At 68.3% G+C, this 26,525-nt stretch carries 19 protein-coding genes and 4 pseudogenes; 18 read left to right on the forward strand and 5 right to left on the reverse strand.

The annotated features are described in order from the left end of the window. The first annotated feature begins 35 nt into the window (after window positions 1–35). The 3 genes and pseudogenes from AB0L21_RS09405 to AB0L21_RS09415 form a co-directional block, all read left to right on the forward strand. Entirely contained in the window at window positions 36–575 is a 540-nt protein-coding gene (locus AB0L21_RS09405) for a winged helix-turn-helix domain-containing protein (protein ID WP_365783335.1), read from the forward strand. Beyond that, window positions 572–1,119, forward strand: a pseudogene (locus tag AB0L21_RS09410) (transposase). The gene AB0L21_RS09405 and the pseudogene AB0L21_RS09410 overlap by 4 nt, the downstream one beginning before the upstream one ends. A gap of 2,771 nt (window positions 1,120–3,890) precedes the next feature. After that, window positions 3,891–4,338: pseudogene (locus tag AB0L21_RS09415) on the forward strand (rhodanese-like domain-containing protein); the annotation flags it as partial. Between the two features lie 450 nt (window positions 4,339–4,788). Here the strand turns inward: AB0L21_RS09415 and AB0L21_RS09420 are convergent. After that, complete coding sequence (locus AB0L21_RS09420; protein ID WP_365783127.1) at window positions 4,789–6,486, reverse strand: GAF domain-containing protein; 1,698 nt, start codon at window positions 6,484–6,486, stop codon at window positions 4,789–4,791. 269 nt (window positions 6,487–6,755) lie between these two features. Between AB0L21_RS09420 and AB0L21_RS09425 the strand changes: the two genes are divergently transcribed. The 11 genes and pseudogenes from AB0L21_RS09425 (at window position 6,756) to AB0L21_RS09475 (ending at window position 19,600) form a co-directional block, all read left to right on the forward strand. Beyond that, complete coding sequence (locus tag AB0L21_RS09425) at window positions 6,756–7,781, forward strand: NAD(P)-dependent alcohol dehydrogenase (protein ID WP_365783129.1); 1,026 nt, start codon at window positions 6,756–6,758, stop codon at window positions 7,779–7,781. A gap of 18 nt (window positions 7,782–7,799) precedes the next feature. Beyond that, window positions 7,800–9,392 (forward strand): extracellular solute-binding protein, encoded by a 1,593-nt coding sequence (locus tag AB0L21_RS09430; protein WP_365710646.1) that lies wholly within the window; start codon window positions 7,800–7,802, stop codon window positions 9,390–9,392. Between the two features lie 81 nt (window positions 9,393–9,473). Beyond that, window positions 9,474–10,352, forward strand: a complete 879-nt coding sequence (locus AB0L21_RS09435; protein WP_365710648.1) for a sugar ABC transporter permease — start codon at window positions 9,474–9,476, stop codon at window positions 10,350–10,352. After that, a complete protein-coding gene (locus AB0L21_RS09440) occupies window positions 10,349–11,194 on the forward strand; it encodes a carbohydrate ABC transporter permease (RefSeq protein ID WP_365710650.1) in 846 nt (281 codons plus the stop codon). Before AB0L21_RS09435 ends, AB0L21_RS09440 begins: the two co-directional genes overlap by 4 nt. Beyond that, window positions 11,191–12,279, forward strand: a complete 1,089-nt coding sequence (locus AB0L21_RS09445; RefSeq protein WP_365710652.1) for an ABC transporter ATP-binding protein — start codon at window positions 11,191–11,193, stop codon at window positions 12,277–12,279. Before AB0L21_RS09440 ends, AB0L21_RS09445 begins: the two co-directional genes overlap by 4 nt. A gap of 1 nt (window position 12,280) precedes the next feature. Next, a complete protein-coding gene (locus AB0L21_RS09450; RefSeq protein WP_365783131.1) occupies window positions 12,281–13,360 on the forward strand; it encodes an ABC transporter ATP-binding protein in 1,080 nt (359 codons plus the stop codon). Between the two features lie 213 nt (window positions 13,361–13,573). After that, entirely contained in the window at window positions 13,574–13,906 is a 333-nt protein-coding gene (locus AB0L21_RS09455) for a putative quinol monooxygenase (protein WP_365710657.1), read from the forward strand. A gap of 177 nt (window positions 13,907–14,083) precedes the next feature. Beyond that, entirely contained in the window at window positions 14,084–14,341 is a 258-nt protein-coding gene (locus AB0L21_RS09460) for a hypothetical protein (protein WP_365783133.1), read from the forward strand. A gap of 92 nt (window positions 14,342–14,433) precedes the next feature. Beyond that, window positions 14,434–15,748 (forward strand): annotated as a pseudogene (locus AB0L21_RS09465) (aldehyde dehydrogenase family protein). Window positions 15,749–16,127: 379 nt separating this feature from the next. Further along, window positions 16,128–16,931, forward strand: a complete 804-nt coding sequence (locus tag AB0L21_RS09470) for an intradiol ring-cleavage dioxygenase (RefSeq protein ID WP_365710663.1) — start codon at window positions 16,128–16,130, stop codon at window positions 16,929–16,931. A 152-nt stretch (window positions 16,932–17,083) separates the two neighbouring features. Further along, the gene (locus tag AB0L21_RS09475) at window positions 17,084–19,600 is read left to right on the forward strand and encodes a LuxR C-terminal-related transcriptional regulator (RefSeq protein WP_365783135.1); all 2,517 of its coding nucleotides are present in this window, start codon (window positions 17,084–17,086) and stop codon (window positions 19,598–19,600) included. Between the two features lie 1,023 nt (window positions 19,601–20,623). Here AB0L21_RS09475 and AB0L21_RS09480 read toward each other — a convergent pair. Together AB0L21_RS09480 and AB0L21_RS09485 are read right to left on the reverse strand one after the other, a co-directional pair. Then, window positions 20,624–21,142, reverse strand: a complete 519-nt coding sequence (locus tag AB0L21_RS09480; RefSeq protein WP_365783137.1) for a peptidylprolyl isomerase — start codon at window positions 21,140–21,142, stop codon at window positions 20,624–20,626. Between the two features lie 291 nt (window positions 21,143–21,433). Next, complete coding sequence (locus AB0L21_RS09485; protein ID WP_365783139.1) at window positions 21,434–21,775, reverse strand: hypothetical protein; 342 nt, start codon at window positions 21,773–21,775, stop codon at window positions 21,434–21,436. Here AB0L21_RS09485 and AB0L21_RS09490 point away from each other — a divergent pair. The 3 genes and pseudogenes from AB0L21_RS09490 to AB0L21_RS09500 all read left to right on the forward strand — a co-directional run. After that, window positions 21,728–21,916, forward strand: a pseudogene (locus tag AB0L21_RS09490) (transposase); the annotation flags it as partial. The gene AB0L21_RS09485 and the pseudogene AB0L21_RS09490 sit on opposite strands and share 48 nt — an antisense overlap. Window positions 21,917–21,978: 62 nt before the next feature. Next, entirely contained in the window at window positions 21,979–22,596 is a 618-nt protein-coding gene (locus tag AB0L21_RS09495; protein WP_365783141.1) for a hypothetical protein, read from the forward strand. Window positions 22,597–22,789: 193 nt separating this feature from the next. Continuing rightward, a complete protein-coding gene (locus AB0L21_RS09500) occupies window positions 22,790–24,004 on the forward strand; it encodes an SMI1/KNR4 family protein (protein ID WP_365783143.1) in 1,215 nt (404 codons plus the stop codon). Between the two features lie 562 nt (window positions 24,005–24,566). On the opposite strand, the gene AB0L21_RS09505 is transcribed toward AB0L21_RS09500, so the two are convergent. Then, a complete protein-coding gene (locus AB0L21_RS09505) occupies window positions 24,567–24,800 on the reverse strand; it encodes a hypothetical protein (protein WP_365783145.1) in 234 nt (77 codons plus the stop codon). Between the two features lie 444 nt (window positions 24,801–25,244). Here AB0L21_RS09505 and AB0L21_RS09510 point away from each other — a divergent pair, with 444 nt between their 5' ends. Then, on the forward strand, window positions 25,245–25,505 hold the full coding sequence (locus AB0L21_RS09510) for a hypothetical protein (RefSeq protein ID WP_365783147.1): 261 nt from the start codon (window positions 25,245–25,247) through the stop codon (window positions 25,503–25,505). Window positions 25,506–25,585: 80 nt separating this feature from the next. Here the strand turns inward: AB0L21_RS09510 and AB0L21_RS09515 are convergent, their stop codons facing one another. Further along, on the reverse strand, window positions 25,586–26,104 hold the full coding sequence (locus tag AB0L21_RS09515; RefSeq protein WP_365783149.1) for a hypothetical protein: 519 nt from the start codon (window positions 26,102–26,104) through the stop codon (window positions 25,586–25,588). Window positions 26,105–26,525: the final 421 nt, after the last annotated feature.

The raw sequence follows: 26,525 nt of genomic DNA on the forward strand, positions 1-26,525 counted from the left end.
CTGACGATGGGTGATCGTTGCGGTATGCCGGTTGTGTGAGATATCCGCAGGGCGGTGGGCTGACGCCTGAACGGCAGGCGTTTCGCGAGCGGATCCGGCTGGAGGCCGCGGAGCGATTCGCTGCCGGTGCCTCCAACGCCGAGGTCGCCAAGGACTTACGGGTGAGTGTGCGCTCGGTACAGCGCTGGCGCCGGGCCTGGCAGGACGCGGGCACGCAGGGGCTGCGGTCTGCCGGGCCCGTGTCACGGCCCAAACTGAGCGAGGCCCTGTTCATCGTGCTCGAGCAGGAGCTCGCCAAGGGACCGGTCGCGCACGGCTGGCCGGACCAGACGTGGACGCTGGCGCGGATCAAGACGCTGATCGGGCGCCGGTTCCACAAGAGCATGACGCTGTCGGCGATCGCGAAGATGCTGCACCGGCACGGCTTCAGCCACCAGGTCCCGGGCCGCCGAGCCATCGAGCGTGACGAGGAGGCCGTGGCGGGCTGGGTGAAGGAGACCTGGCCGCAGGTGGAAGGTCCGTGGCGGCGCTCGACGCCTGGCTGTGCTTCGAAGACGAAGCCGGCTTCTCGATGACGCCGCCCACCGCACGGACCTGGGCCCGGCGCGGACGCACACCCGTCATCCGGGTGAGGGGACGCTCCCAGCGCCGCTTCTCCGTCGCCGCTCTGGCCTGCTAGAAACACGCTGAACGCTCACGGCTGATCTACCGGCCCAAACGGATCTCGATCACAAGCGCGGCGGCAGACGCAGTTTCACCTGGACCGACTACCGCGACCTGCTCATCGCCGCGCACCAGCAGCTCGGCGCACCCATTGTGCTCGTGTGGGACAACCTCAACGTCCACAAGGACCGCCGACTGCGGGAGTTCATCGACACCCAGGACTGGATCACCTGCTACTTCCTGCCGGCCTACGCACCCGACCTCAACCCCGTCGAGGGCATCTGGTCACTGCTGCGGCGCAGCAGCCAGGTCAACACCGCCTTCACCGACCCTGACCACCTCATGGGCGCCCTCCGACGTGGTCTCCGCCAGATCCAGTATCGCAGCAACCTCATCGACGGCTGCCTCACCGAAACCGGACTCACATTGACGACATCACGGCAACAACGTCAGTAACGCTGGCCGGGGGCTCCGTGATCGGGCACAACTTGGTGAATCACATGATCGGTCAGACCAACCGGCAGGCCGCGGGCAAGGGGGCGTCGTCGGCGACCGATTCGTCGACGACGTGAACCGTTACGCGTAAGCTCGCCGGCTGAGCGTTGCAAAACTGCTGCCCCTCCGGCCTGCTATGGGCTGGAGGGGCGCGAGTATCTATCCCCTACGTGACAGTGAATTGATGAGATTGGGAAATCGTCTTTCCTGGGCACTGCGGCGCGCTCTCAGTCGCACTGATCGTGTAGCTGCCGCGGGGAGTCGACGTGCCGACTGTAAAGGTGGTCTGCCATCCTCCGCTGCTTCCGACTCGCGGATTGGCTGATGGTGTGTAGAATTTAGCCTTCGAGCCGTAAGGGAGGGAAATGTGGACCGTGCCTCCGGGCACCCAATTGTTTCCCTTTATAAGGAACTTAGAGCCCGCCGATCCAGACTGAGGAGTGATGAACGAGGATATGACGGTCGCGCAACTTCCGCCGCCTGTCTGAGGGTTTGCGCCGGAAGTCTTGGTCACACGGAATGTAGCGGTAGCAGCACCGCCGCTGCCGGTGATCGCGGATATCTCGATGGTTTGACCCGGTGCTGCAGAGGCCGGAATCGTGACAGTGGTGCGGAATGTTCCAGCGGCGTTTGGAGCGGCAGTCCCGACGTTGGTTCCGTTGATGGTGATGGGAGTCTTGATGCCGCGAGAGCCGTTTTCTTCCCATCCGCTCCCGGTGACCGTGACGCTCGTCCCCGGCTTCCCTGAAGAGGGACTTACGCTGATCTGCTCCCCATAAGCGGATGCAGTCGAGGGAAAGAATAGCAGAATCACTCCCATGGCGGTGAAAGCGGCCAGGAAGTTGATAAGGCGTCTTCTCATGTTCTTGCCTCTCTTGACGCTGCCGCACGCTACTTATGGCGGGCGAATAGAATCGGGTCAGTGTGATGCAACTACATCCGAAGACTCTGCAAGTTCTTTTGAAGCTTCCAGCGGCGAGGGTATCTTCACCTCGCTCGGCGATGGACAGACCAATCCGCATCTCGCGCTTACAGCCTCTTGACTAGATTACGCCGAGGTACAGAGAAGTGCTACTGGAGCGCCAGCGCAACGGCGTCGTGGGTGGCAGTGGCACTACGTACGGCGTTCGGTAAGTACGTAGCGGTCAGTTACAGCAGTCCCTAGGGTTTCGCGGAGCTGAAGGCGGCCGGGATGAACGGCATGTAATCTGACCGGCCCTCTCTGTACCACCACACGCTCGGCGGGCTCTGCTGTGCTGGAGGCAAGGCCGTTTCGGGATCAATGCCGAAAGCGGGCTGTGCAACTCTCGATACGAATCAGGAAGTCGGTGATGGGGGGCTTCTTCTGTGGTGGGGACGAGGATGAGCCCCTCCGCAAGGATTGCCTCGCCTGCGGCAAGAGCGGCTTCCTGATCGCGAAGCAGCCGTCCGCCGGGTGTTCCCCCAGGGTGACACCGTGCTTGCGGCTCTCGGTCGCATAGTGGAGCAGTCGGTGTGCGCGCCTTGCCGACGAAGCGACATGCGCGGCTTCGCCAATGCCGGATTCGGCGCCACCCACGACGCGGCGAGCGTGGCGACCGCGCGCCTGCCCCGCCCTCCTTGCGCGCGGAGGGTCGGGCTGCGCCGGGTCGGTGGCTGCGGGCGTGCTGGTTGCCGGGCCCGCAGGATGAGGCCTGGCCATGGCCTGGGCAAGCTCGGCGGTTTGTCGTTTGATGCGGGCGAGTAGGCGGCGGCGAGATCGTCGGCGTCCGCGGCCTGCCGCAGGAGCGCCTGTGTGCCGGCCAGGTCGCCTGCTTTTTCCCGCAGCCGGGCCAGGGCGCGCAGCGCGGAGCGGTCGCCGGCGTCGGCGGCCTGCCGGTAGAGCTCCTCCGCGGCGGCCAGGTCGCCGGCCTGTTCCCGGTGCCGGGCTGCCGTGGCCAGGGCGGCGGCGCCCTCGGCGGTGGCGGCCTGCCGGTACAGGGCCTCGTCGCGGCGTCTTCGCGCAGGCGGGCAAGATCGTAGAAGGTGTCGATGCTGCCCGCTGCAGTGGCCTGCCGGGCCACGTCCTCGGCCTGTTCCCGATCGCCCGCGCGTTCCAGCAGCAGGGCCAGGTCGTGGAGGGCGTCGGTGTCGCCTGCGGCCACGGCTTGCCGGTACAGGGTCTCGGCGCCTGCCGTGTCACCGGCCCTCTCCCGCATCAGTGCCAAAACATACAGCGAGTTGAGGTCACCGACGTCGGCGGCGCGGTAGCGCAGGTGGGATGCCCAGTGATCGAGGTTGCGGCGCTGAGCGGCCCGGGCGAGTTCGATGAGATCGTCGGGGCGCGCCAAGTGGGTGTGGGCGGCATGCCAGAACGAATCGGGCGGGGTCACCTCGCAGCGGTCGCGGCGGCCTCGCTGATCGAGGTAGTCGGCGAGCCGAAACCTGGGGCCCTGCCCGGCCGCGGTGTCTGCGGCGGGCGGCGTCGTGCCAGGGGCGGCGGCAGCGGGCCTGGCACGGGTGCGGCGCAGCGGGGCCTGCTTGCCGTGCACGAGCTGGGTGAGTTCGATGAGGGCGTTTTCCTCCCAGTCGTCGGTGAGCTGGTCGAAGTCGTGGTCGTCGAGATAGCCGGCCGCAGCTTCGCAGAGGAAGGCCTGCGGAAGAGGGACACCCACGCCGAGGCGGCAGGCATCCATAGCCGCCTCGATCATCGCGACACGCCCCGGAACGCGGTCGCCAGCCTGATCCCGGTCCGCTCCATCCTCGGCAGCGCCCTCGAACTCCAGTTCCACGCACCCGAGATCCGGCTCGCGGCCCGCCGCCGCGACGTCCTCGTGGTGTGCGCCTCCGGCGCTCGCTCGGAGAACGCCTGCAGGCTCCTGGCCGAACAGGGCATCCGACCGCCACCTTCGCGGGCGGCACCACAGGATGGGCCGCGCAAGGACATGACCTGTGCCAGCCCCCGGTCTGCGACACTCGGGCCGCTGGAGCATGGAGCGGCAGGTCCGCCTCACCGCTCCAGCGGTGGTGCTCCTGGGGCTGGTCCTCGGCCTGCTCGTGCACCCGGCCTTCCAACTGCTCTCAGTCGGCATCGCCGGCGGCCTCGTCTTCTCCGCCCTCACCGACACCTGCGGCATGGCCACCATGCTCGGCAAACTGCCGCACAACCCCCCACACACAGCCGACCTCGACGCCACGCTCGCCGCACTGCAAGGCCGCTGAGCCCGAGCGACCCGGTCCCGCCCTGGAAAACCGGAGCGATGCGCCGCCGCTGTCACCACCAGCAGACGAAGAACCTGCTGGTATTCGCCGCAGAAGCCGGGCTTCTTCCAGACATCGAGAAAAGGGGGCGCCTGACCAGGGCGGTCTGCCCGTCGGGCGCCACCTTGTCTCGTTCCTCCACGCGGGTGTGCGCGTTGCCGTGCGTGGCGACGTCTCGCCGATGCGCAGGGCGCCGCTGTCCGTCAGCTGGATGGCGTTCCGGCGGAAGGTGCACTCTGCCGACGAGTCGCCCGGGACCGCTCCAGCCGGTCTTCATCAGGTGGACGGGTTGGTTCCGCCGCCTGAAAAGCGGGGCGTCGGGATCGGCGCAAAGCAGCGCGATGGCGCGCCGGACACGTCGAGCGGCAACCGGCGCGGAGGCGGTTGCCATCCCGTGCCGATGGCGGCCTGTCAGGTCAGGCTCGACGGGACGATCCCGTAACGGCGCATCTTGCGGTACATCGTGGCGCGGGAGATGCCGAGGTCCTGTGCGGTGCGCTGAACGTTGGAGTTGCGGTCCATCAGCCCACGCAGGATGGCGTCGCGTTCCAGTGCCTCGATGGTGGTCAGGACCTTGTGCGAGGACACCCGGCATTCCGGCGGCAGGTCCTCCACGTGGATGATCCGGCCGGAAGGCCGCCGCGCCAGGCCGCGGATCACCGACTCCAGCTGCCGGACGTTCTCCGGCCAGGGGCATCGCTGCAGCAGGGCCAGCGCATCCGAGGAGAACCCGCTCTCGCCGCTCGGCCGGTACTTGCGCAGGAACAACCGCGCCAGGTGCTCGATGTCCCCGTAGCGATGACGCAGGGGCGGCACCTCCACCGTGGTACCGCAGAACTGGTCCAGCCGGTCGTCGGTGCCGACCATCGACGGCTGGCTGGTCATCACCAATTGCCCTGTGGTGGTGCCGTTCAGGTGCGTCAACAGGCTCTTCAGCCGCTGCCGCAGCCGGTCGCCCAACAAGTGGACATCGCGCAGGACGAGCACTGTGGACGGCACGGCAAGCAGCTCTCCGATGTCGTGCAGCCAGCGCTCGGTGACAGCCGGTGCATCCGACAGCGGCGCTTCCGCCATTTCCAGCCTGCGTCCGGCGCCATGGGCCCGGTGCAGGGCCTCGACCAGCGTCCTCTTGCCGACGCCGACTTCGCCCAGGAGATGAAGCCACGTCGCGCTCAAGAACGCCGCTTCGCTGTCGGCGACCGCGCGCAGCCACTGCGGAGACGAGCCCACCAGTCCCAGGACCGGCCGGGCTGGTGCGGCGGAAGCCGCGGGGCCGGGCTGGGAGCGCCCGATCAGCCGGACTCGGAGGATGGCCCCCGCATCGCTGTCCTCGCGCCGACACCTTTTGACCCTGAGTTCGGCGACCCGTCCCGAGGGCAGGGCGATGCTGCGCGTCCCCTCCAACCGGCGGTCGTCGGCGATCTCACGGGCATGGTCGAGCAGCGCATAGTGATCCGGCCCGGTCACCGCCGTCCTGAGCTGCTCGTTCATCATGACGACATCACGGTTGAGGGCCAGCACGGGGCCCGGGCGTACCGAGGAGCACGCCTCCAGGTAGTCCTGGAACAGGGCCCGCTCGCGCCGGGAGCTGATCGCCGCGATCTCGCCCTCGATCTGGGCCGCGACCGAGCGGGCGAAGGCCATCAGCATGCCGTCGGAGCCCTGACGGATGGTAGTGAGGTTGAAGGCTCCCAGCAGGGTGCGCCGGGTGGGGTGCAGGATCGGCACGGCCGCACAGTGGAAGTCCCGCAGATCCTCGACGTAGTGCTGCCTTCCGGCGATCATGACCGGGCGGCCGCTGGCAAGCGCGGTCCCGATGCCGTTGGTGCCCACATAGCGCTCGGCGAACACATGCCCCGGGGCCAGGCGCACGCGGTTGAGGTGCGTCGTCAGACCCTCGTGGGACACCTTCCGGGAGAGCACGACGCCGTCCCGGTCTGTGATCATCGTGGACACCGGGTCGTCGGCGAGCTGTTTGTGCAGCCTGTCCAGGATCGGCAGCGCCGCCCTGGCGAGGGGGCTGTCCAGATTGGGGTTCTCCAGGTACGGAGCGTCAAGGCTGCCCGACTTCACCTTGTATTCGATCGAGCGTTGCCACGAGGCGACCACGAGCGGCCGTCCGCTCGGCTCCTTGGTGACTTCCAGGTAGAGCTCTCTGGCTGCTCTCAGTGAGCTCCCGGGTTGATATCGGGGCATTAACACTCCCGTACGGCGCGCGTCACATTCCCTCGGTGCAGTGATTGGAACAGCTCGACGGCTTCGCGCCTACGGCCTGTATCACATTGAGACATACGCGGACGGCTTCTGAGACATCGACCTGCGAGCGGCGGCCTGTGTAATCGGCGCACCATCCATCCGCCGACCCACAGGGAGCCGCCATGAAAGCCGTGCAGGTCATCGAGTACGACGAGCCGCCCGTGCTCGTGGACGTGCCGGACCCGCAGATCACCGGTCCGCTGGATGTGATCGTGAAGATCGGGGGCGCCGGAGTCTGCCGGACCGATCTGCACATCCTCGAAGGACAGTGGAAGGAGAAGAGCGGGGTCGCCCTTCCGTACACGATCGGTCACGAGAACGCCGGCTGGGTCGCGGAGGTCGGTCAGGCCGTCACCAACGTCAAGGTCGGTGACCCGGTCATCCTGCACCCGCTGGTGACCTGCGGTCTGTGCCGTGCCTGCCGGGCCGGCGACGACGTGCACTGCATGAACTCGGCCTTCCCCGGGATCGACACCGACGGGGGCTACGCCGAGTACCTGAAGACCACCGCCCGCTCGGTCGTGCCCCTCGACCCGTCCCTCGAGCCGGCCTCGGTCGCGGCTCTGGCCGACGCCGGGCTCACGGCGTACCACGCCGTCGCCAAGGCGGCCCGGGTGCTGCGGCCCGGTGACAAGGCCGTGGTCATCGGTGCGGGAGGACTCGGACACATAGGCATTCAGGTGCTGCGGGCCCTGTCGCCGGTCGAGATGATCGTCATCGACCGCAGCCCCGAGGCCCTGGCGCTGGCCAAGAAACTCGGCGCCGACCACACGCTCGTCGCGGACGGCAGCGAGGCCGACCGCGTGCGGGACCTCACCGCGGGGCACGGGGCGGAGGCCGTCCTGGACTTCGTCGGTGAGGGCGGCGCCGTCGAGACGGGCGTGGCCTGCCTGCGCCGCAACGGCAACTACTACGTCATCGGCTACGGCGGCCACCTCCATGTGCCGACGATCGACGTCATCTCCACCGAGATCAACTTCATCGGCAACCTCGTGGGGTCCTACAACGACCTCTCCGAGCTGATGGTCCTGGCCGCCCGCGGCAAGGTCACGCTGCACACCCAGCGGTACCCCCTCGCCTCCTTCCAGCAGGCCCTGGACGACCTGGACTCCGGCGCCGTGCGCGGCCGAGCGATTCTCATCCCCTGACACCGCAGGAGAAGCCCCATGCGCAGCAGACCGTTCACGGGCCTGGTCGCCGTCGCGGCCCTGACCGCCACCGCATGCACCGCACAGAACCAGGCACAGGAAAGGCCCAAGGAAAAGGCCGCGCTGTTCAAGCCCGGCTCGGAGATCAGCTACCGGAAGTACGGCAAGGACTACCCTGCGACGAAGGTCAAGGACGTCCCCGGACCGTGCAGCTATGAGTCGATCAGCCGCAAGGACTACTCCGGACAGACACTGAAGATCATCAGCCACGCCGTTCCCGTCATCGGCGAGCCGACCCAGCTGCACGCCAAGCAGTTCGAGGAGATCACCGGCGGGAAGATCGAGGTGGTCAACGTCCCCTTCGGCGAGCTGCATCAGAAGATTCTCACGCCCCTGCAGGCGGGCCAGCCGGCGTACGACGTCATGTTCTACCCGTCCCTGTGGATCGGCGACATGGCCCCGTACCTGGCACCGGTGCCGGAGAAGTACCTGAACACCCCCGGCATGAAGGACGTCACCAAGGCATACATGGACGTGGCGACCTGGAACGGGAAGGTGGTGCAGTACCCGGTGGACGGTGACCGGCACTACCTCAAGGTCCGCACCGATGTGCTGAAGGACCCCAAGCGGCAGGCGGAGTACAAGAAGGCCACGGGCAAGGACCTGGAAATCCCCAAGACGTGGGCCGAGTACCAGGAGACAGCCAAGTTCTTCAGCGGCAGGGACCTCGACGGCGACGGCAAGCCCAACTACGGCAGTGCCGAGGTGACCAAGCGCGACGACCTGACCTTCTCCGCGTTCATCAGCCGTGCGGCGCCGTACGTGAAGAACCCGGACGTCAAGGGCGGAGTCTTCTTCGACGTCAAGACCATGAAGCCACTGATCAACACGCCGGGTTTCGTGCGCGCTCTGGACGACATGGTCAAGGCCAAGTCGACCTGGGCGCCCGGCGGCGCCAACTTCGGCCTGGGAGACGAGATCTTCTCCTTCGGAGGCGGCCAGACGCTGATGTCCTACTCCTGGGACGACGCCTTCATCCAGGCCCAGCAGCCGGACAGCAGGATCCGCAACAAGGTTCAGGCCGCACCGCTGCCGGGCTCCACCGAGGTCTACAACCGGACCACGAAGTCGTGGGAGAAGAAGACGAATCAGGCGCCCTACTTCACGTGGGGATGGACCTCGGCGGTGACCAATGCCTCGCGCCACCAGCAGATGGCCTTCGACTACCTCTGCTTCTTCAGCAACGAGGCCAACGCCGCCCTCGACCTGACCATCGGCCGATTCGGGGTCAACCCCTACCGCAACGCCCACTTCGACCCGGCGTTCTGGGAGAAGCAGGGCTGGGACAAGGACGTCGCCGAGTCGTACGTGCGCACGCTCTCCGGCATGGAGAAGAGCCCCAACCGCGTCTTCGACCTACGCGTTCCCGGTGTCAACCAGTACATGTCCGCGCTGGCCAACGGTGTCGCCGCGGCTCTGGCGGGACAGAGCTCCCCGCAGCAGGCACTGGACGACGTGGCCAAGGAATGGTCCAAGATCACGGACCAGATCGGCACGGACAAGGTCCAGAGCGCCTATCGCAACGTGGTCGCGCTTGAGGACAACTCCTGATCCGACGCGAGGACGCCCCGGGTGGCCGGACCGGCCCGGCCGGCCACCCGAAGGCGCCCGCCATCTTCCGCAAGGAGAACCATGGACGGCCTGCGCCGGCACAAGAGCATGTTCCTGCTGCCGGGACTGCTCACTCTCTTTCTGATCATCATCTTCCCGCTTCTGTTCACCATCCGCGTCAGCTTCTCCGGCTGGAACGTCAGCAACCCTCGGATGGACTTCATCGCAGGCGCCAACTACAGCGCGATGCTGCACGACAGCCGGTTCTGGGCCTCCATCACCCGGCTGGTCCTGCTGGCGGGCGGCACGGTCCTGATCCAGTACGTCATCGGGTTCGGTATGGCCCTGCTGGTCTGGCGCAACGTACACGGCCGCAGATTCTGGCGGGTGCTCTTTCTCGTCCCCATGATGACCACGCCCGTGGTCATGGCCGCCATCTGGCAGACGATCTTCCATGAGTCGCTGGGGCCGGTGAACGATCTGCTGGGGATGCTGGGCCTGACGAAGATTCCCTGGCTCACCGAGTCCGGTCCGGCGCTGGTCGCGCTGATGACCGTCGAGGTCTGGCAGTGGACCCCTTTCATGTTCCTGTTGCTGTTGGCCGGCCTGCTGAGCCTGCCCAAGGAACCGTTCATGGCCGCAGCCATCGACGGCGCCGGCACCTGGCGCACCTTCTGGAAGGTGACCTTCCCGCTGATGGCACCGGTCTCGGTCGCGGCGATCATCATCCGGCTGATCGAGGCGTCGAAGCTCTCCGACAGCGTCTACGTACTGACGTCCGGCGGGCCGGGGTCCTCCACCGAGACCCCGGGTTACTACCTCTACATCCAGGGGCTCCGCGATCAGCAGACCGGCTACAGCGGGGCGATGTCCCTGACCTACCTCGTCCTGATGATCGTCACGCTCACGGTCGTCGCCGCCCTGCTCACCAGGGCCTTCAAGCTGAAGGTTGACTCATGAGGTCGCGCCTTTATCCCGTATTCAAGTACACCGTGATCGCCCTGTGGGCCTGCTTCGTCGCGGGGCCGTTCTTCTGGGCGATGACGACCAGCTTCAAGAACGCCAACGCGGTCCAGGGCGGTCCCACCTACATCCCCTGGGTGCAGTACAAGCCCACCCTCACCGGCTGGCGCAACATCTTCGGCGGAGCCGGCGGCATCGATGTGATCCATCCCTTCATCAACAGCGCCGTCATCACCTTCGCCGCGTCCGCCATCAGCCTGGCCTTGGGGTCCCTGGCCGCCTACGCGCTGTCCCGGTACCGGTTCAAGCTGGGCTTCATCAAGAACAGCGACATCGTCTTCTTCTTCGTCTCCCAACGGATCATGCCGCCCGTCGTCCTGGTGATCCCCTTCTTCTACCTCCTGCAGTGGGGCGGCCTCCTGGACAGCATCCCGGGCCTGGTCATCGTGACGGTCGCGCTGCTGCTGCCGATCGCGGTCTGGGTGATGGTGGACTTCTTCAACGGCATCCCCCGGGAGATCGACGAGATGGCGATGCTGGACGGCTGCCCCCCGTTCCAGGCCTTCGTACGGGCCATCCTGCCGAACTCCCTGCCCGGGCTGACCGTGGCAGCGATGTTCTGCGCCGTGTTCGGCTGGAACGACTTCTTCTTCGCCTTCCGGCTGACCTTCACCGAGGTCCAGACGCTGCCCCAGGCGGTCGTCGCCCTCAACTCCTCCATTCCACCGTGGTGGACGCTGTCCGCCGCCGCGCTCTTCGGCGTGGCACCGCTGATCCTGCTCGCCCTCTGGGTGGAGCGCTATCTGTCCAAGGGGAACCTGTCGGGAGCGGTCCGATGAACCTCAGCGCCACTGATCTGTGCCTGACCGTCGACGGCGTCGACCACCTCAAGAACGTGACCGCGACCTTCCAGCCGGGACGGCTGCACACCGTCATCGGCCGGACGATGGCCGGGAAGACGACGCTGCTGCGGGTCCTGGCAGGCCTGCAGAAAGTGGACTCCGGCTCGCTGACCCGAGCGGGGGCCGACTTCGGGAAGACGCCGGTGTGGCGGCGCGACACCGCCATGGTCTACCAGCAGTTCATCAACTACCCACATCTCAACGTGTTCGACAACGTGGCCTTCCCGCTGAAGCGGGCCGGGCTGTCACGGGACGAGATCCAGCGACGGGTCCGGCAGAGCCTGGCGAGCGTAGGGCTTGCGGACTTCGAGAAGCGCAAGCCCTCCCAGCTCTCCGGCGGCCAGCAGCAGCGCGTCGCCATGGCTCGCGCCCTGGCCCGCGGCACCGGCATCCTCCTGCTCGACGAGCCACTGGCGAACCTGGACTACAAGTTGCGCGAACAGCTGCGCAACGAGTTCAAGGCCCTCTTCTCGGACCAGGGCGACACCATCGTCATCTACACGACCACCGAACCCGCCGAGGCGATGATGCTCGGGGACGTGGTCCTCGTCATGCACGAGGGGCGGATCCTCCAGACCGGCACCCCGCAGGAGGTCTTCGAACGCCCGGCGACCACCACGGTGGCGTCCATCATCAACGACCCGCCCATGAACATCTTCGCGGGCCGGATCGAGGGCGGCCAGGTCACGGTGGCCGGCTTCCAGGCAACGCACGTCTCCGCGCACCTGGCCGACCTGCCCGACGGTGCCCACCAGTTCGGCCTGCGCGCCACCGACGTCAGCCTGGCTTCCAGGGGAGTCGAGGGCGAGGTCACCTTCGTCGAGATCTCCGGCTCCGAGACCTTCGTCCATGTGGTCGTCGGCGAGACCCCCTTCGTCGTACAGATCGAGGGCATCCACGACGTCGCCCTCGGCGACCTGGTCAGACTTCGGCTCCGTCCCGACCGGCTGTTCGCCTTCGACGAGCAGGGAACGCTCGTACGAACCCCTTCATACGATCTCGCTTCAATGGAAGGACGTTGACATGGCGCAGTTGGACATCGTCGACGTCGGGCACGCGTACGCCCCGGGTGTCGATGAGGAACGGTGGGCTCTCAAGCCGCTGAAACTGACCTTCGAGTCCGGCAAGACCTATGCACTGGTCGGGCCTTCCGGCTGCGGCAAGACAACGCTGCTGAACATCCTGTCCGGGCTGATCAGACCCTCCCAGGGTCGGGTGTTGTTCGACGGCGTCGACGTCACCGCCCTGCCCACGAAGGCCCGCAACATCGCGCAGGTCTTCCAGTTCCCGGTCATCTACAAGTCGATGACGGTCTACGACAACCTCGCCTTCCCGCTGCAGTGCCGGCGCTGGGACAAGGCGAGGATCGACGCCAAGGTGCATCAGGTCGCCGAGGCCCTGGACCTGCACGACCGGCTGCGGCAGCCCGCCCGCGGGCTCACCGCCGACGACAAGCAGCTGATCTCACTCGGCCGCGGCCTGGTCCGGGACGACGTGGCGGCCGTCCTGATGGACGAGCCGCTCACCGTGATCGACCCGCAGCTGAAGTTCTCACTGCGGCGCAGGATCCGTGAGATCACCGAGCAGTTCCGGCCCACGGTGATCTACGTGACCCACGACCAGTACGAGGCGATGAGCTTCGCACAGGAAGTGCTGGTCATGAAGGACGGCCGCGCCGTGCAGCAAGGCACCCCTGAGCAGCTCTTCGAGGCGCCCTCCTCCACCTATGTCGGCTACTTCATCGGCTCACCGGCGATGAACTTCCTGACCCTGGACCGGAACGACGGGCCCTTCGCGCTGGGCGGGCGGACGCTGTCCGTGGCCTGGAACATCCCCCAGAGCACGGCCGAGGTCCAGGTCGGCGTCCGGCCCGAATACGTCAAGGTCGTCACGGACCCCGGGCCCAACACCTTCCCCGGCAGGCTGCGGGGCGTCAGCGACCAGGGCGCGCACCGCGTGCTCGAAGTAGAGGTCGCCGGGCAACTCGTCAGGGCCAAGACGCCGCGGGAGGAGGGAGTTCCGGCGGGCGAGGAGGTCCTCGTCCACCTGCCGCGCGCCAAGGTCCTTCCGTACGCGGACGGTCAGTTGCTGCTCCGCTCGTAACGATCCGTCCGGCATGACCGCGACGCCTTCGGTGTCGTGGGCGTGTGCAAGCCGGCACCGGCAAGCCGAACTCGTAGGATCGTGTCGCCATGCGTCCCGAGGGTGCGGCCGGAACGCAAGCAAGGCCCGCCCGCCCCTTGGTCAGCTCGTCGTCCTGCCGGTGCCGTACACCACGCCTGATGCCGGGCACATATACATCAGCGAAGGAATCCCGTGATCTTCATTACCGCCAAGTTCCGCGTCCGCCCCGAGCACGCCGACCGCTGGCCCGAGATCAGCGCCGACTTCACCCGGGCCACGCGCGCCGAGCCCGGCTGCCTGTGGTTCGACTGGTCGCGCAGCGTGGAGGAGCCGACGGAGTACGTCCTGGTCGAGGCCTTCCGCGACGACGAGGCCGGGGTCGCGCATGTGCAGTCCGCACACTTCAAGGCTGCGCAGCAGACACTGCCGCCCCATCTGGAGGAGACACCGCGCATCGTGAACATGACCGTTCCGCAGGACGACTGGTCTCTTCTTGGGGAGATGGCGGTCCCCGGACAGGAGTAACTGCCTGTCGGGACGCGCCCTCACCCGGCGTCAGCGAGCAGTGCGCTCACAGAGCGACCGCTGCGGCTCCCCGCTGCGGTCGCGGGGGCACGGCAGGGCGAGCGCGGTGATTCCGAGGGCAAGGCCGAGCGGATTGGAGGCGATGTCCTGGGCGTCGGCGGCGCGCAGCTGACCCCGGTGGTCAAGCGGCTCGAGGCCAAGGGTCTGGTCAACCGCGTCAGGGCCGCCCATGACGAGCGGCGGCTGGTGCTCACCGTCACCGAAGCGGGGCGGCAACTGCAGCACGAGGCACGGAACATCCCCGAGACGATGCTGTGTCAGGTCGGTCTGTCCGCCGAAGAAGAACGGCAGTTGCGGGCGATGTGCGAGCAGATCCGCCGCACACTCGCCGACGACGCGCCTGGCGCCGTCCTGGAAACGAAGGTGGAGCAGTGAAGGACTACCAGGCCATCTACGTGGACGGCCGCTGGCGGACACCGCGGGAGAAGGCGGTCCTGGAGGTGGAGAATCCCGCCACCCAGGAGGTCATGGGCACCGTTCTCCTGGCGTCGGCCGGTGACGTGGCCGAGGCCGTGCGTGCGGCACGCCGCGGGTTCGACACGTGGTCGCGCACCCCCGTGGCGGAACGCCTCGGGTACCTGTCCCGACTGCGGGATGCGCTGGCCGCACGGCATGAGGAGCTGGCGCACACGATCGTGGCCGAGGTGGGCGCCCCGGTCTCCTTCGCCCGCACCGTCCAGGTGGGTGCCCCGCTGGCCCTGGTGGCGTCCTACCTCGAGCTGCTGCCGGAGTTCGGCTTCACCGAGCGTCTGGGCGGCAGCCAGGTGATCAAGGAGCCGCTCGGCGTGGTCGGCGCCATCACGCCGTGGAACTACCCGCTGTTCCAGGCCGTTGCGAAGGCCGTTCCCGCGCTGGCAGCCGGGTGCACGGTCGTTCTCGAACCAGCCGAGGCGGCACCGCTGTCGGCGTACCTGCTCGCCGAGGCGCTGGTCGACGCGGGGCTGCCGCGTGGAGTGTTCCATCTCGTTCCCGGGTCGGGACGCGGCGCAGGCGAGGCCCTGGTGACGCACCCGGACGTGGACGTCATCTCCTTCACCGGCTCTACGCGCACCGGGCGCCGGGTGGCGGAGCTCGCCTCCGGCACGGTCAAGCGGGTCGTCTCCGAACTCGGCGGCCCAGCATCGTCCTGCCCGACGCGGATCTCGCGCAGGCGGTTACGACCACCGTGGCCAGCGCGTTCGCCAACTCGGGTCAGACGTGCACGGCTTGGACCCGCCTTCTGGTGCACATCAGTGAGTACGACAACGCCGTGGACCTGGCGGCCAAGGCCGCCGAGGACTGCGTCGTGGGCGATCCGATGTCCGAGCAGACCACCATGGGACCGCTGATCTCCCACGAGCAGCGGCAGCGCGTACGAAGCTACATCGCCGAGGCCTGTCCGACGGAGCCCGTCTGGTGGCCGGCGGCCCCGAAGCTCCCCCCGGACTCGACACGGGCTACTACGTGCAGCCGACCGTGTTCGCCGACGTCCGGCCGGACATGTCCATCGCCCGCCAGGAGATCTTCGGCCCGGTGCTGTGCATCCTTCCCTACACCGATGAGGAGGAGGCCGTACGCATCGCCAACGACTCCATCTACGGCCTCTCCGCAGCCGTCTGGTCCGCCGACCCCGAACGAGCCGCAGCACTCGCCCGCCGGGTCCAGGCCGGCCAGATCCAGATCAACGGCACGCAGCTCGACCTGCTCGCTCCGTTCGGCGGCTGCAAGCAGTCCGGCAACGGCCGTGAACTCGGCCGCTACGGACTGGAGGAGTTTCTGCAGGCCAAGGCCATCCACGCCTGAACGGGGATCCGACGGCGAATCGCCTCACTTTCCCGGGATTCACGGGGCGATGAAGCACGGACGTACCGGTCGGAAGCCGCAGGGCGGCGCCAAGCGGACCCGGTTGCCGGCGCCTCCGGCGTGGATGTGCCGGTTTCCGGTCCTGTACGTCGTGGCCGGGTTGCTCCTCGAACCGCCACGCCCGTGCAGTGGCCGGTGCGTCTCGCGCCGTCAGGCGCTCGGCCTGGATTCGTCGAGGTGGTCGCGGACGTCGCGATCGCCTACGAGCTCGAGGCGACATCCCTCCCGGGGCCGTGGGACACGCGGGGTTTCGTAACGCGTCGAGCTCATCGTTCATTTGATCGATCCCATGGATCGTCGCCCACGCCATGGTCGCAGCATGACTGACACCCCCCACCACAACGCCGTGCAACCACAGCGCGGCCCCGAACCGGCTGACGTTCCGCCTGGCGCCACCCGGCGATCCGTCATGGCCGCCCTGGGCGGCGCCACCCTCGGCGCGGCCGCGCTGGGCTTCGCCACCACGCAGCCGACCGCCGCCGCAGAGCCCAACGCCGTGGCACGGCCCGCCGCCGCCTGCATCCTCACGCCCGAGCAGACCGAGGGGCCCTACTACCTGGATCTTGAGACGGTCCGGAAGAACATCACCGAGGGCAAGGACGGAGTCCCGCTGACCCTCCGCGTCACGGTGGTGAACGCCACGAGCTGCGCCCCGCTGCCCAACACGGCGGTGGACATCTGGCACTGTGACGCGCTCGGGGTCTACTCCGGTTACGTCGCCGGCGGGTCCACCCCGGATACGACCTTCCTGCGGGGCGTGCAGTTGACCGACTCCGCGGGCGTCGCGGAGTTCACCACCATCTACCCGGGCTGGTACGTCGGCCGTGCCCTCCACATCCACGTCAAGACCCACGTGGGCGGCACCGTATCGAACGGGACATACCATGGAGGCCACGTGTCCCACACGGGCCAGCTCTACTTCCCGGAGACGTACAACACCAAGGTCGCCGCCCTGTCCCCGTACCGGAACAACACGGCCACGCGCACGCTCAACGCGAGGGACGGCATCTACCGCAACGGCGGGTCCTCGACCCTCCTGACTCTCACCCAGGCCGGCAGCGACCTCGGCAAGGGAGTGACCGCAACCGTCGTACTCGGTATCAACCCTGCCGCGACACCCTGACGGAAGTCCATGAGCGGTGGCCGGTCCCCTGCAACGGTTCCGGCTGCCGCTCGCGTACGGTGGGCGCTCCGGCCGTCGGCCGTTGCGGGCCGCAGGGAACGCCTGGCTGAAGGCGAGGTTTCGTCGCTGGAAGGTGCGGCCAGGAATCGGGGATGAGCCGGAGTCGAACATGTGAGATGTGCGGCGCTGCGCTGATCGTGAGACCGCACGGCGGTCGGCCGGCTCGATACTGTTCCAACGCCTGCAGGCAACGGGCGCTCCGGCAACGGCTGGCGGGCCGGGATGCCCGCCGGACGCAGCTGCAGGAGACATCGGGTGGCTCGCCTGCCGCACCACCCGCCACGGCGACTGCCGCCCCGCTGCCACTGGCGCTCGACTCCTTTGTCGGCCGGCAGCAGGAGCTGTCGCGCCTGCGCACGCTGCTGAGGACTTCGCGCCTCCTCACGCTGACCGGTGCGGGCGGTGTGGGCAAGACGCGACTGGCACTGGAGTTCACCAGGGGTCTACCGAACCGCTCCGCACATGTCGACCTCGTGGAACTCGATTCGCTGCAGGACGGCACTCTGCTGACACAGTCCGTGGCCGCCGCGCTGGGCGTGGGCGAACGAGCGGGCCGGACCGGTGTCGACGTTCTGGTCCGTGCGATCGGTGACGCCTCCCGGCTGCTGATTCTGGACAACTGCGAGCATCTGGCCGAGCCGTGCGCCCGACTGGTCGCGGCCCTGCTGGGCGGCTGCCCCCGTCTGCGGGTCCTGGCCACGAGCCGGGAGGCCCTGCGGGTACCCGGCGAGACCGTGTTCCTGGTCGGCGAGCTGTCCCTGCCACCGGCCGATGCCGGAGACGACGTGACAGCACTCCTGCGGTCGGATGCCGTACGGCTGTTCGTCGAGCGCGCCTCGAGCCGCTCACCGGGATTCACCCTCAACCGCGCCAACGGCCGCCTGATTGCGGAGATCTGCCGTCGGCTGGACGGCCTCACGCTCGCCATCGAACTCGCGGCTCGCCACGTCGGCACCCTCGCACCGAGCGACATCATGGCAGGACTGGACGACCAGCTGTCCCAACTGGACCTGCTCACCAATGGAAGCAGAACAGGGCCGCGACGCCACAGCGGGCTCGCTGCCGCCGTCGACTGGAGCCATCGGCTGCTGGATCCGGCGGAGCAGGTGGTCTTCCGGCGTCTGGCGGTCCTCGTCGGCGGGTTCGATGTGGCCGCGGCCCAGGCGGTCTGCGCCGACGGCCGCATCGGGCCACGGCAAGTCTTCCGTATCCTGTGCGCCCTGGAGGCGAAGTCCCTGATCGTACGTCTGCCAGGAGAAGAAGGACCCACACGCTTCAGGCAGTTGAACACCATCCGCGTCTACGCCTTCGAATGCCTGCGCGCATCCGGCGAGTTACCCGCCACCCTGCGACGAGCTGTCGCATGGCTGGCCGAGGTGGCTGGTCAAGGCCATGACGATGTCTTCACCGACCAGGCGAGCAGCCCTTTGGCGGCGGAACGGGACAATCTCGTCTCGGTTCTGGCCTGCGCCACCGGCAACGACGATGGCGCGCAGGTGCGGCTGACACTGGAGCTGGCTCGGGTGCACTACCAGCAGGAGCAGCCGTCGGCCGCCCGTGCGGTGCTCACCGGGCTTCTGCGGGAAACCGGCGGTCGGGCGCTCGGCGGAGAGGTGCCGGCGCTCGCGGCGCGAGTGGCCTGCCAGCAGGCCGACCTGGAAGAAGCCCTGAGCCTGGGCGAACAGGCCGTGGGCATGGAACGGGTACGCCACGACCCCGCCGGGCTGGCCAACGCCCTGGACGCCAGGGCGGCGGCGCGGCTGTGCCGCGGTGAGTTCTCCGAGGCCGTCGCAGATCTGCGTGAGTGCCTGGAGGTCGTCGCCTCGCTCGGCGCCCCACAGGACACCGCATGGTGCACCCATCACCTGGCCTGGGCACTGCTCCAAGCGGGCGAGGAGCTCGAAGCCGACGAGCTCATGTCCCTGTGCCTGCCGGTGCTCAGGAAGCACGCGCCGTGGCCTCGGACCGCGGCCGCGCTGCACACCGCGGGAGCCGTCCGACTGGCTCTGGGGCGGCTGCAAAGCGCCGAGGCGCTGTTCGCCGAGGTGCTACGGATCGCCCCCGGGGCGAGTTTCCACTCGCTGTACCCCGTGGAGGGCCTGGCCCTTGTGGCCGCCGAAAACGGGGACATGCAGCGGGCGCTGCGGTTGTACGAGGCGAGCGCGCAGGCGCGGCGCCGACTTGACACGGAGCCCGAGGCTCCGTGGCGAGACAAGATGGACCAGGTGGCCGCTCGCGCCAGGACACGGCTGCCGACAGCCGCGCGGGCCGCCGCGGTCGCGGCTGCCCGTGGGCTGCGCGGGGACCGGCTCATCGCGTACGCCCTGCGGACCCGGAGCGGCGACCACCGAACCATGGCGGACTCGGTGCAGGTCACTGACGGGCAGTACCGGCTCACCGCAAGGGAGTTCATGGTGGTCGAACTCGTCGCCCAGGGACTGACAAACCGTCAGATCGCGGACCGGCTCGGCCTTTCGATCCATACGGTCGCCACGCACCTGGACAAGGTCCGCGACAAGCTGGGCCTTCGGTCACGCACGCAGATCGCCCTGTGGGTGGCTGCACGGACCGAAGGCGGCCACACCACGACCAGGAATCCGATGGCGTAGCCATGGTCCAAGGCGTCGAGGGCGCCCGGCTCGCCGTGCCGCTCGCGCGGCGGCGCGGTCGCCTCCGCCTACCACGCCCGCCGCTTCACCATGGTGCCCCGGCCCGCCCCCGGCACCGATCGACCCGGACCTGCCGAGCGCGGACATCCGCATCGGCTACGCCCACTGCTCGATCCTCGGCCAGGGACTCGACTCCCAGCTCGACGCCCTCAGCAAGCACGGCATCGCGAGGGACAAGCGAGAAGATCAGCACCCGCGTACCGGGTACCGCGTGCCGACTTCGACCACATGGTCCGCCTCGGCTGGGTCCGCTCACCACAGTCGATCGAGGGGCGTCAGGCGGCTTGCGTCCGCGAGCGGTGGCGGTCAGACGCCACCATGAGCGCGCAGTGATCACAGAACGAACGCCTACCGGCATCACCTGCCGACCGCGGGGATCACCGCTCTGGTGGGGTGTGTCCAAGCGCAGGGGTTGACGTGGCCCTGTGGCCCCGTCGTGTGGTGCTCGCCGCCTTTGGCGGGTACGGCAGCGTGCCTGACGCATGGCTCATTCCGGGCCGACGGCGCCGTGGCGGATGCGGGCGCTCTCCCCAACCCTCGGTCGTGCGCCGTGTGCCACGCTCGCGTTGTGGCTCAGGCGGTCGTCTCGATTCCTTGACCTCGTACGCACCCAGTGGGAGCGCCTGCGCACTCGAGGGGCGGAGCCGAGCGGCAGCGTGCCCCCTACCGCCACCGCTCCAGCCTGCCCGACGTCGTCGACCACGTCATCGCCGCCACCTGCCCCTCGCAGGTGCCCTGAACAGCACCAGCGGGCGTGCCCACTGGCAGACCCGGCCACCGTGAAGCCCGGAGAACGCGCTTCGGGGGCGCGGGCGTGGTGCCCCGCGCCGGTGGCCCACCCGAGGAGGGGGCTGATGAACCCGGCGAACTGCACGGGATCCGACACCGATGTTCACGAGGACCGTGTCTGCCGCAGCGAAGCCGCCTGACGCGCCGGGGCGCCGAGCAGCACAGTGGCCTGGTCTACTGCCGGAAGACTTCTACCCGCTGCAGCTCGACGTCCGCGTTGGGGCGGTCCTGCGTGGTGGGAACGTTGGCGATCGCGTGGACGACGTCCTGGCCACTGACGACCTGACCGAAGATGGTGTGCTTGCGGTTCAGGTGGGGGGTCGGTCCCTCGGTGATGTACCACTGGGAGCCGTTGGTTGCGGGGCCGGAGTTGGCCATGGCGAGCACGCCTGCGCTCCTGTGGTGCAGTTCGGGGTGGAACTCGTCGGGGAACGTGTAGCCCGGGCCGCCTGTTCCCCATCGTGAGGCCGTGTCCTTCGTGCGGGTCAGGGGGTCTCCGCCCTGGATCATGAAGCCGGGGATGACCCGGTGGAAAAGCGTGCCGTCGTACAGCGGCGTGCCCTTCATCGACTCACCCGAGACAGGATCCTTCCAGTCGATGGTGCCCGTCGCCAGGCCGACGAAGTTCTTGACCGTGCTGGGTGCCCGGTATTCCTCGAGGCGGACCACGATCTCGCCGAGAGAGGTGATCATGCGGGCATGGAGCTGTCCGCTTCCAGGCACATCGATGCTGGGGAATTCCACAGTCGCAGGTCCTTCCGGGTCAGGCGGGCAACATGCCCACGGCGCGCGTGCCGGCGATACCCACGTGGTGCGAGCATCGCTGTGCTGAACGGTACCCGCAAGATCAACGAGGTGGGGTGCCGTATGACACCGCCACCCAACCCCGCCTCACGCGACCTGGCGGGGCGGGCCCGGCAGCCGGGTTTCCAGGGCGGGCGGGCGCTGCCGGTGGCCGGCCTGCAGCGGCACAGTGGTCACGGTTCAGGAGAAGACGACGGAGCGCAACAGCAGGCGGTCGGATGCGCCTGTGCCTGGGGGCAGGGTGTAGTAGGTGGCGCCTTCGCAGTCGGCGTTGAGGAAGACGGTGGCGGTGGCGTCCGTGCGGTTCTTGGGCGCCCGGCTGGCCGAGCCTGGTTCGGCGGCCGGTCCTTGCAGGCTGATGCACTGGCCGCTGGGAGGGTTGTTCAGGAAGCCGACGGCTTCGTAGCCGTCGGTGGTGGTGTAGGTGTAGCGGAACTGGCCGGTTGCGGCAGAAGCTGAGCCGGGCACCGTCACCGCATCGCCCGCAAGGGTAACGAGTCCTCGCGACGGCTGGGTCGCCACCGCTGGGTGGTCGAGAGAACGGTCTCCTGGCTCGCCGGCTGCCGACGTCTGCACCGCCGCTACGAGCGCAAGGCAGAGCACTTCCTGGCCTTCGTCGGCATCGCCGCAGCCCTTATCTCCCACCGCAGACTCAGCGGCTGAGCTGGCCCAGCATGCTGTGTCGGTGGCAACCCATAAGGTGCGGTCTACAAGGAGGAGGTTTCGTGGGATTTTCGGGTCACCTGGTTTTTGCTCGCAGCAAGTGTCCGCTGCTGAAAGCACCCATGTTCGACAGCATCGATCAGGAGCTGAAGGACACCGTACGGGCGTGGTGGCCCCGACCGGGCGGTTGGCAGACCCTCCAGTTCGATCACGGACTATGGGAGGACGACTACCTGTCCGCCCTGGTCGAATGGACCGGCACACCAGCCTGCGTCGCAGACGTCTCTGATAGCGACATCGGCCTCGTGACCGGGCTTGGTACGAACGGGCAGCGTTGGCAGACGTGGCTCAACCTGGACATGGCCGCGGCACTCCTCGTCGAGGAACCCGAGGACCTGGACGACGTGAGCCTGTGGGTGGGCACACCCGAGTTCGACGAGGCTGTGAGGCGCAAGCGCACGGAGCTCCGAGCGGCTGTTCCAGCCGACGCTGAAGGCGCCCTCCTTTGGGCTGCAGCGGCTGGCATCCCCGCCACAGCCGAGCAGACCCGAATCGAGGAACTGCTGCGCTCGCGGGAGACCTTCGCGGAAGACCTCTTCAGCGCGCTGCTCGACGAGTTGGGCTTTCCCCAGGCCACCCGGCAACCCCAGAGCCATAAGAAACGACCTCTAACGCTGTGATCTGCGGGGCAAGGGGGTTGGGCGAGGCAATGAGGTCACGGTAGCCCGGCCGGTCACGCGCGCTGTGGCACCGCCCGGGAGCCGAGCGATGCAACCCGAGGACAGCCGAAGCGTCAGTCAGTGGGCGGGTCAGACCCCCGAGCGGTGCCAGGTCCCAATCTCAATGTCGGTGGGGGATGTCATCCTCGGCTCCATGGATCACTCTGCGCGGATCACCGCGTTCACAGGTCTCGTCGGACCGCCGCCCGGCCCGGCGCCCGCCGTCGACTGGGCGGCGGTCGAGGGCTGGCTCGGCACCCCGCTGCCCGGTGACTACAAGGCGCTCGTGTCGGCGTACGGTGCGGCCGAGATAGGCGGCCCGGGTGCGGCGATCCGGCTGCACCCCCCGTGCGTCAGCACCGACGGCCGCTTCGAGTACGCAGCATGGATCGTCGAGACGCACCGGCACTCGGCGATCCGGCCCGGCATGTTCACCGCGCGTCGGCGCCCCTTCCTGCCCGAGGAGGGCGGCCTGCTCGCCTTCGCCACGACGAGGAGCGGCGACCACCTCTTCTGGGACACGGGCGCGTCGGACGACCCCGACGAGTGGCCGGTCACGCTCATGACCACGAATGTGGCAGTCGGGGTGAGTGAGCCCTGGGTGGACTACGAAGTCCCGTTCCTGGAGCTGCTGTTCACGCTGCTGCGCACCGGCGTGCCGCACCCGGGCGAGCCCGGCGGGCTGCTGGGCCCGCTGTCCTCACAGATACGGGTCTGGCCGCCGCTGGCCGGGGCCGCACCCTGGTCGCCACCGCCTGCGGGCACCGCCGTGGACGCGCGGCAGCGCGCGGCGCTCACCGAGGGCTCGGGCCTCGACGCCGTCATGGCGCTGGTTCCACCGCCCCTGGAGCCGTATCTGGGCGAGGGCACATGGGAGCAGGTCTTCGAGCGGCTCGGCACCCGGCTGCCGCCGGACTTCGTGGCGCTCGCGGAGCGGTACGGGGCGGGCAACTGGAGCTGGTGGCTGGACATGAGCGCGCCACTGTCCCTGGACCGGCCACGGGAGCAAGGGCTCGCGGCCACCGTCGAGGACATGCTTGACGGATACCGCCGACTGCGCGCCGCCCATCCCCAGTACTACCCGATGCCCGCGTGGCCCGAGCCCGGCGGCTTCCTGCCGTTCGCGTCGACGATCGACGGGGACCAGATCGGCTGGTGCGCGGACGGCCCGCCCGAGACATGGCGCGTAGCCGTCGACCCACGCCACTGGGATCAAGGACCGCCCCTGCCAGGCAACTTCACGGCGACCCTGCTCACGTGGTTGCGCGGCGGCCCCGCCGAATCCGGCTTCCCCGGTCTGACCGGCCGGGACCTGCATCCGCTGGACGTCATCTTCTTCGAACCGTTCGGGCCGGGCGCGCCGTGGTGAAGGCCCCAAGACCACGGGCTGGGGCCTCAACACCGTTGCGTTAGGACCATGGGCGGCTGTTCAGGCCGGGGGCGAAGAACGCGACGGCGGTGCGGACGGTGTAGTTCTGGGCCTTGTGGGGGTGTTGTCCCGCGTTCGGGCCCTACTTGCTGGTGGGGGTTCTTTCGGGTGCGGGCCTTCACCCGTTGCCGTCGGTGGGCGGGGCAGGAGGTCACCCAGGGCCGCGCGGCCGATCGTGCCGACCAGGTCGACGAGGGTGCTGGGCACGCCTCCGGCAGGGGCTCGCCGGCGAGCACGGCGGCCAGGGCACGCCGCGCCAGGCGCGCGTCCAGCGCCGCGTAGGACAGCGGGGCGACGCCGCGTAGGACAGCGGGGCGACGCCGAACGGGTCGCGCAGGGCCGGGTGGTCGGGCAGGGCCTCGCCGGCCTGCGGCGCGTCGAGGTGGCTGAGGGCCGCCTCGATCACGTGCCGGGCCACTGCTGACAGCTCGGTTCTGTTCGCCTGGGCGGGCACGGATCTGGGTGCGCATGGTGGCCAGTTAGGCGGCGAGCTCGCGGCGGGTCAGGTCGCCCATGGTGCGTTGGTCGCAGGTGGGGTGGGTGTGGCCGGCGCGGGTGGTGACGGGGCGGGCAGGTGGGTGAGGGCGGCGTCGGCGGCCTTCAGGGCCTCGCGGCCGGGGACCAACAACTGGCCGAGGCGTACCGGCTGTCCGCAAACCTCCTCGGCGGCCACCTGCCCGCCGACGATCGCGAGGTCCTGCGCGATGTGATCGACGCCGACGTACGTCAGACCCACGCGTACTGGCGCCCCCGGTGAACGAAGCCCTTGCAGCCAGACCTGTGCGCGTGCAGGGGCTGCAGTCCGCTTCGCACTCTAGGCCAACGACGTCGTGCAACTGACCGGCTTCCTGACCGTGCGCGGGGGTTGCGTGACCGCGTTCGCCACGGGCACCCGTGACCCCGCTGCAGTACATGCCGAACAAGACGCGGAACGCAGCAGGGGCGAACGGCACAGGACGCAGCGAAACCGCGAACCGGTACCGGGTGTGCTATGGCGCGGCGGCGAACAAGATGGTCTACCGCACGGATACGGCGCTCCATCCGAACTGTCCGGCTCGAACAAGGACTCTCGCTCCTGCGACGAGTACTCCTTCAACGCGACGTACCAGTCGGCCGGCATGCCCACGACCGAGGGCGGAAAGAACCCCCGGCCCGTATCCGATGCGTTGCAGGGCCGGGAGTGCGTCAGACCTACGAGAAGAAGCTGCCTGACGGAACGTACCGGCTCTACGACGACGAGCGCTACGCCGCACCGACCTGGGATGAGACCTGTGGCCGGTCCTCGATGTCGCTCAACGTCAACTCCCTGTCACTGTCCCGGTTTGGGTCGTTCGCGTCCACTTTCCGGCTGCTCGACAAGGACACGTACTGGGTGGACATCGATGGATTCCAGGACTGTGACGCTACGGCTGACGTGATCAAATGCGCTCAGCGCCCGTGACGCTTCTACCCGCTGTGTAGAACTCTCGGCTCTCGAACCCACTCGGGTTCGAGAGCCGAGGTGCCGTGTGGGGTGGCAGGTCAGTGGGGCACGGGCCGCCAGCCGTCTTGTGCATACGTAGGGTCGGGGTCGAACCAGGTGAGGCCGTCGCCGGTGGGCGACAAATAGGGGCACATCCCGAACATGCCGGTGGGGCGTCCTTCGGCCAGCGCAGCGGACCCCTCTTCCAGCCAGTCGGCAAGACCGGCACGCAGCGATTGCGGTTCTTGCGCGTCCCCCCAGGTGCCCAGCGCTCCTGTTGCCGGGTCCAGGTAGGTTCCCTCCATCATCGTGTACTTCGCGCTCGCGGTGACGGGCACGTAGGGCACGGTTCCTTGACCGGACAAGGCCGTGAGTATCCCGCCATGCGCATTGATCACGTGCGCGAGCGGAAGCCACGCCTGACCATTGGGCATGAAGTCAACCGCGTTCGCCCTTCGGTGCCAGGGATCGTCCTCGCCTGCTGGTGCGAACGGCTGCTCGCCGAACTCGTCCAGGTCCGCGCCCTGCACCCCGTCATGGATCAGATAGAGCGCTCTCAATTCCTGCGGAAAGACCACCTTTATGGCATGCTCGGTCTGCTCGGTCTGCTCGGTCTGCTCGATCTGCTCGGGCGTAGCCGGCTCACGCGCAGCCAGCTCTTCGAGCTGCCTGGTGGTCCGGCACCTGAGGCAATGCGTCAGGCACTACCGCTCATCTGCCCCATCAATTTAGGGACGGGTCACATGCGACCGCTACGACGGTGCGCGGCACGGTGTCGGTCGGCGCAGCAGTGGGTGTCCCATCGCACGGCAGCGTGGGCTGCGCGTCATCCTGGTCCACCGTCGGCATCGGCTCCGGCGCCGGCCGCGTGCTGGCGTTGAGCACTTCTGTCGCGGCGTACCCCGCCACGCCGATCACCACGGCCACGGCGAGGAACGCCTGCCTGGCCCGGTTCACCCCAAACCCCCTGTCTCGCAGCGTAATGGGCGCGGTGCCCGA

Source organism: Streptomyces sp. NPDC052721 (assembly GCF_040678315.1).
Taxonomy (GTDB): domain Bacteria; phylum Actinomycetota; class Actinomycetes; order Streptomycetales; family Streptomycetaceae; genus Streptomyces.

Excerpts from the sequence above, each read along its gene's own strand:
- AB0L21_RS09435 (WP_365710648.1), top strand. The coding sequence starts at position 9,474 with ATGGACGGCCTGCGCCGGCACAAGAGCATGTTCCTGCTGCCGGGACTG.
- AB0L21_RS09430 (WP_365710646.1), top strand. The coding sequence starts at position 7,800 with ATGCGCAGCAGACCGTTCACGGGCCTGGTCGCCGTCGCGGCCCTGACC.
- AB0L21_RS09480 (WP_365783137.1), bottom strand. The coding sequence starts at position 21,142 with ATGATCACCTCTCTCGGCGAGATCGTGGTCCGCCTCGAGGAATACCGG.
- AB0L21_RS09445 (WP_365710652.1), top strand. The coding sequence starts at position 11,191 with ATGAACCTCAGCGCCACTGATCTGTGCCTGACCGTCGACGGCGTCGAC.
- AB0L21_RS09475 (WP_365783135.1), top strand. The coding sequence starts at position 17,084 with ATGAGCCGGAGTCGAACATGTGAGATGTGCGGCGCTGCGCTGATCGTG.
- AB0L21_RS09425 (WP_365783129.1), top strand. The coding sequence starts at position 6,756 with ATGAAAGCCGTGCAGGTCATCGAGTACGACGAGCCGCCCGTGCTCGTG.
- AB0L21_RS09440 (WP_365710650.1), top strand. The coding sequence starts at position 10,349 with ATGAGGTCGCGCCTTTATCCCGTATTCAAGTACACCGTGATCGCCCTG.
- AB0L21_RS09470 (WP_365710663.1), top strand. The coding sequence starts at position 16,128 with ATGACTGACACCCCCCACCACAACGCCGTGCAACCACAGCGCGGCCCC.
- AB0L21_RS09450 (WP_365783131.1), top strand. The coding sequence starts at position 12,281 with ATGGCGCAGTTGGACATCGTCGACGTCGGGCACGCGTACGCCCCGGGT.
- AB0L21_RS09500 (WP_365783143.1), top strand. The coding sequence starts at position 22,790 with ATGGATCACTCTGCGCGGATCACCGCGTTCACAGGTCTCGTCGGACCG.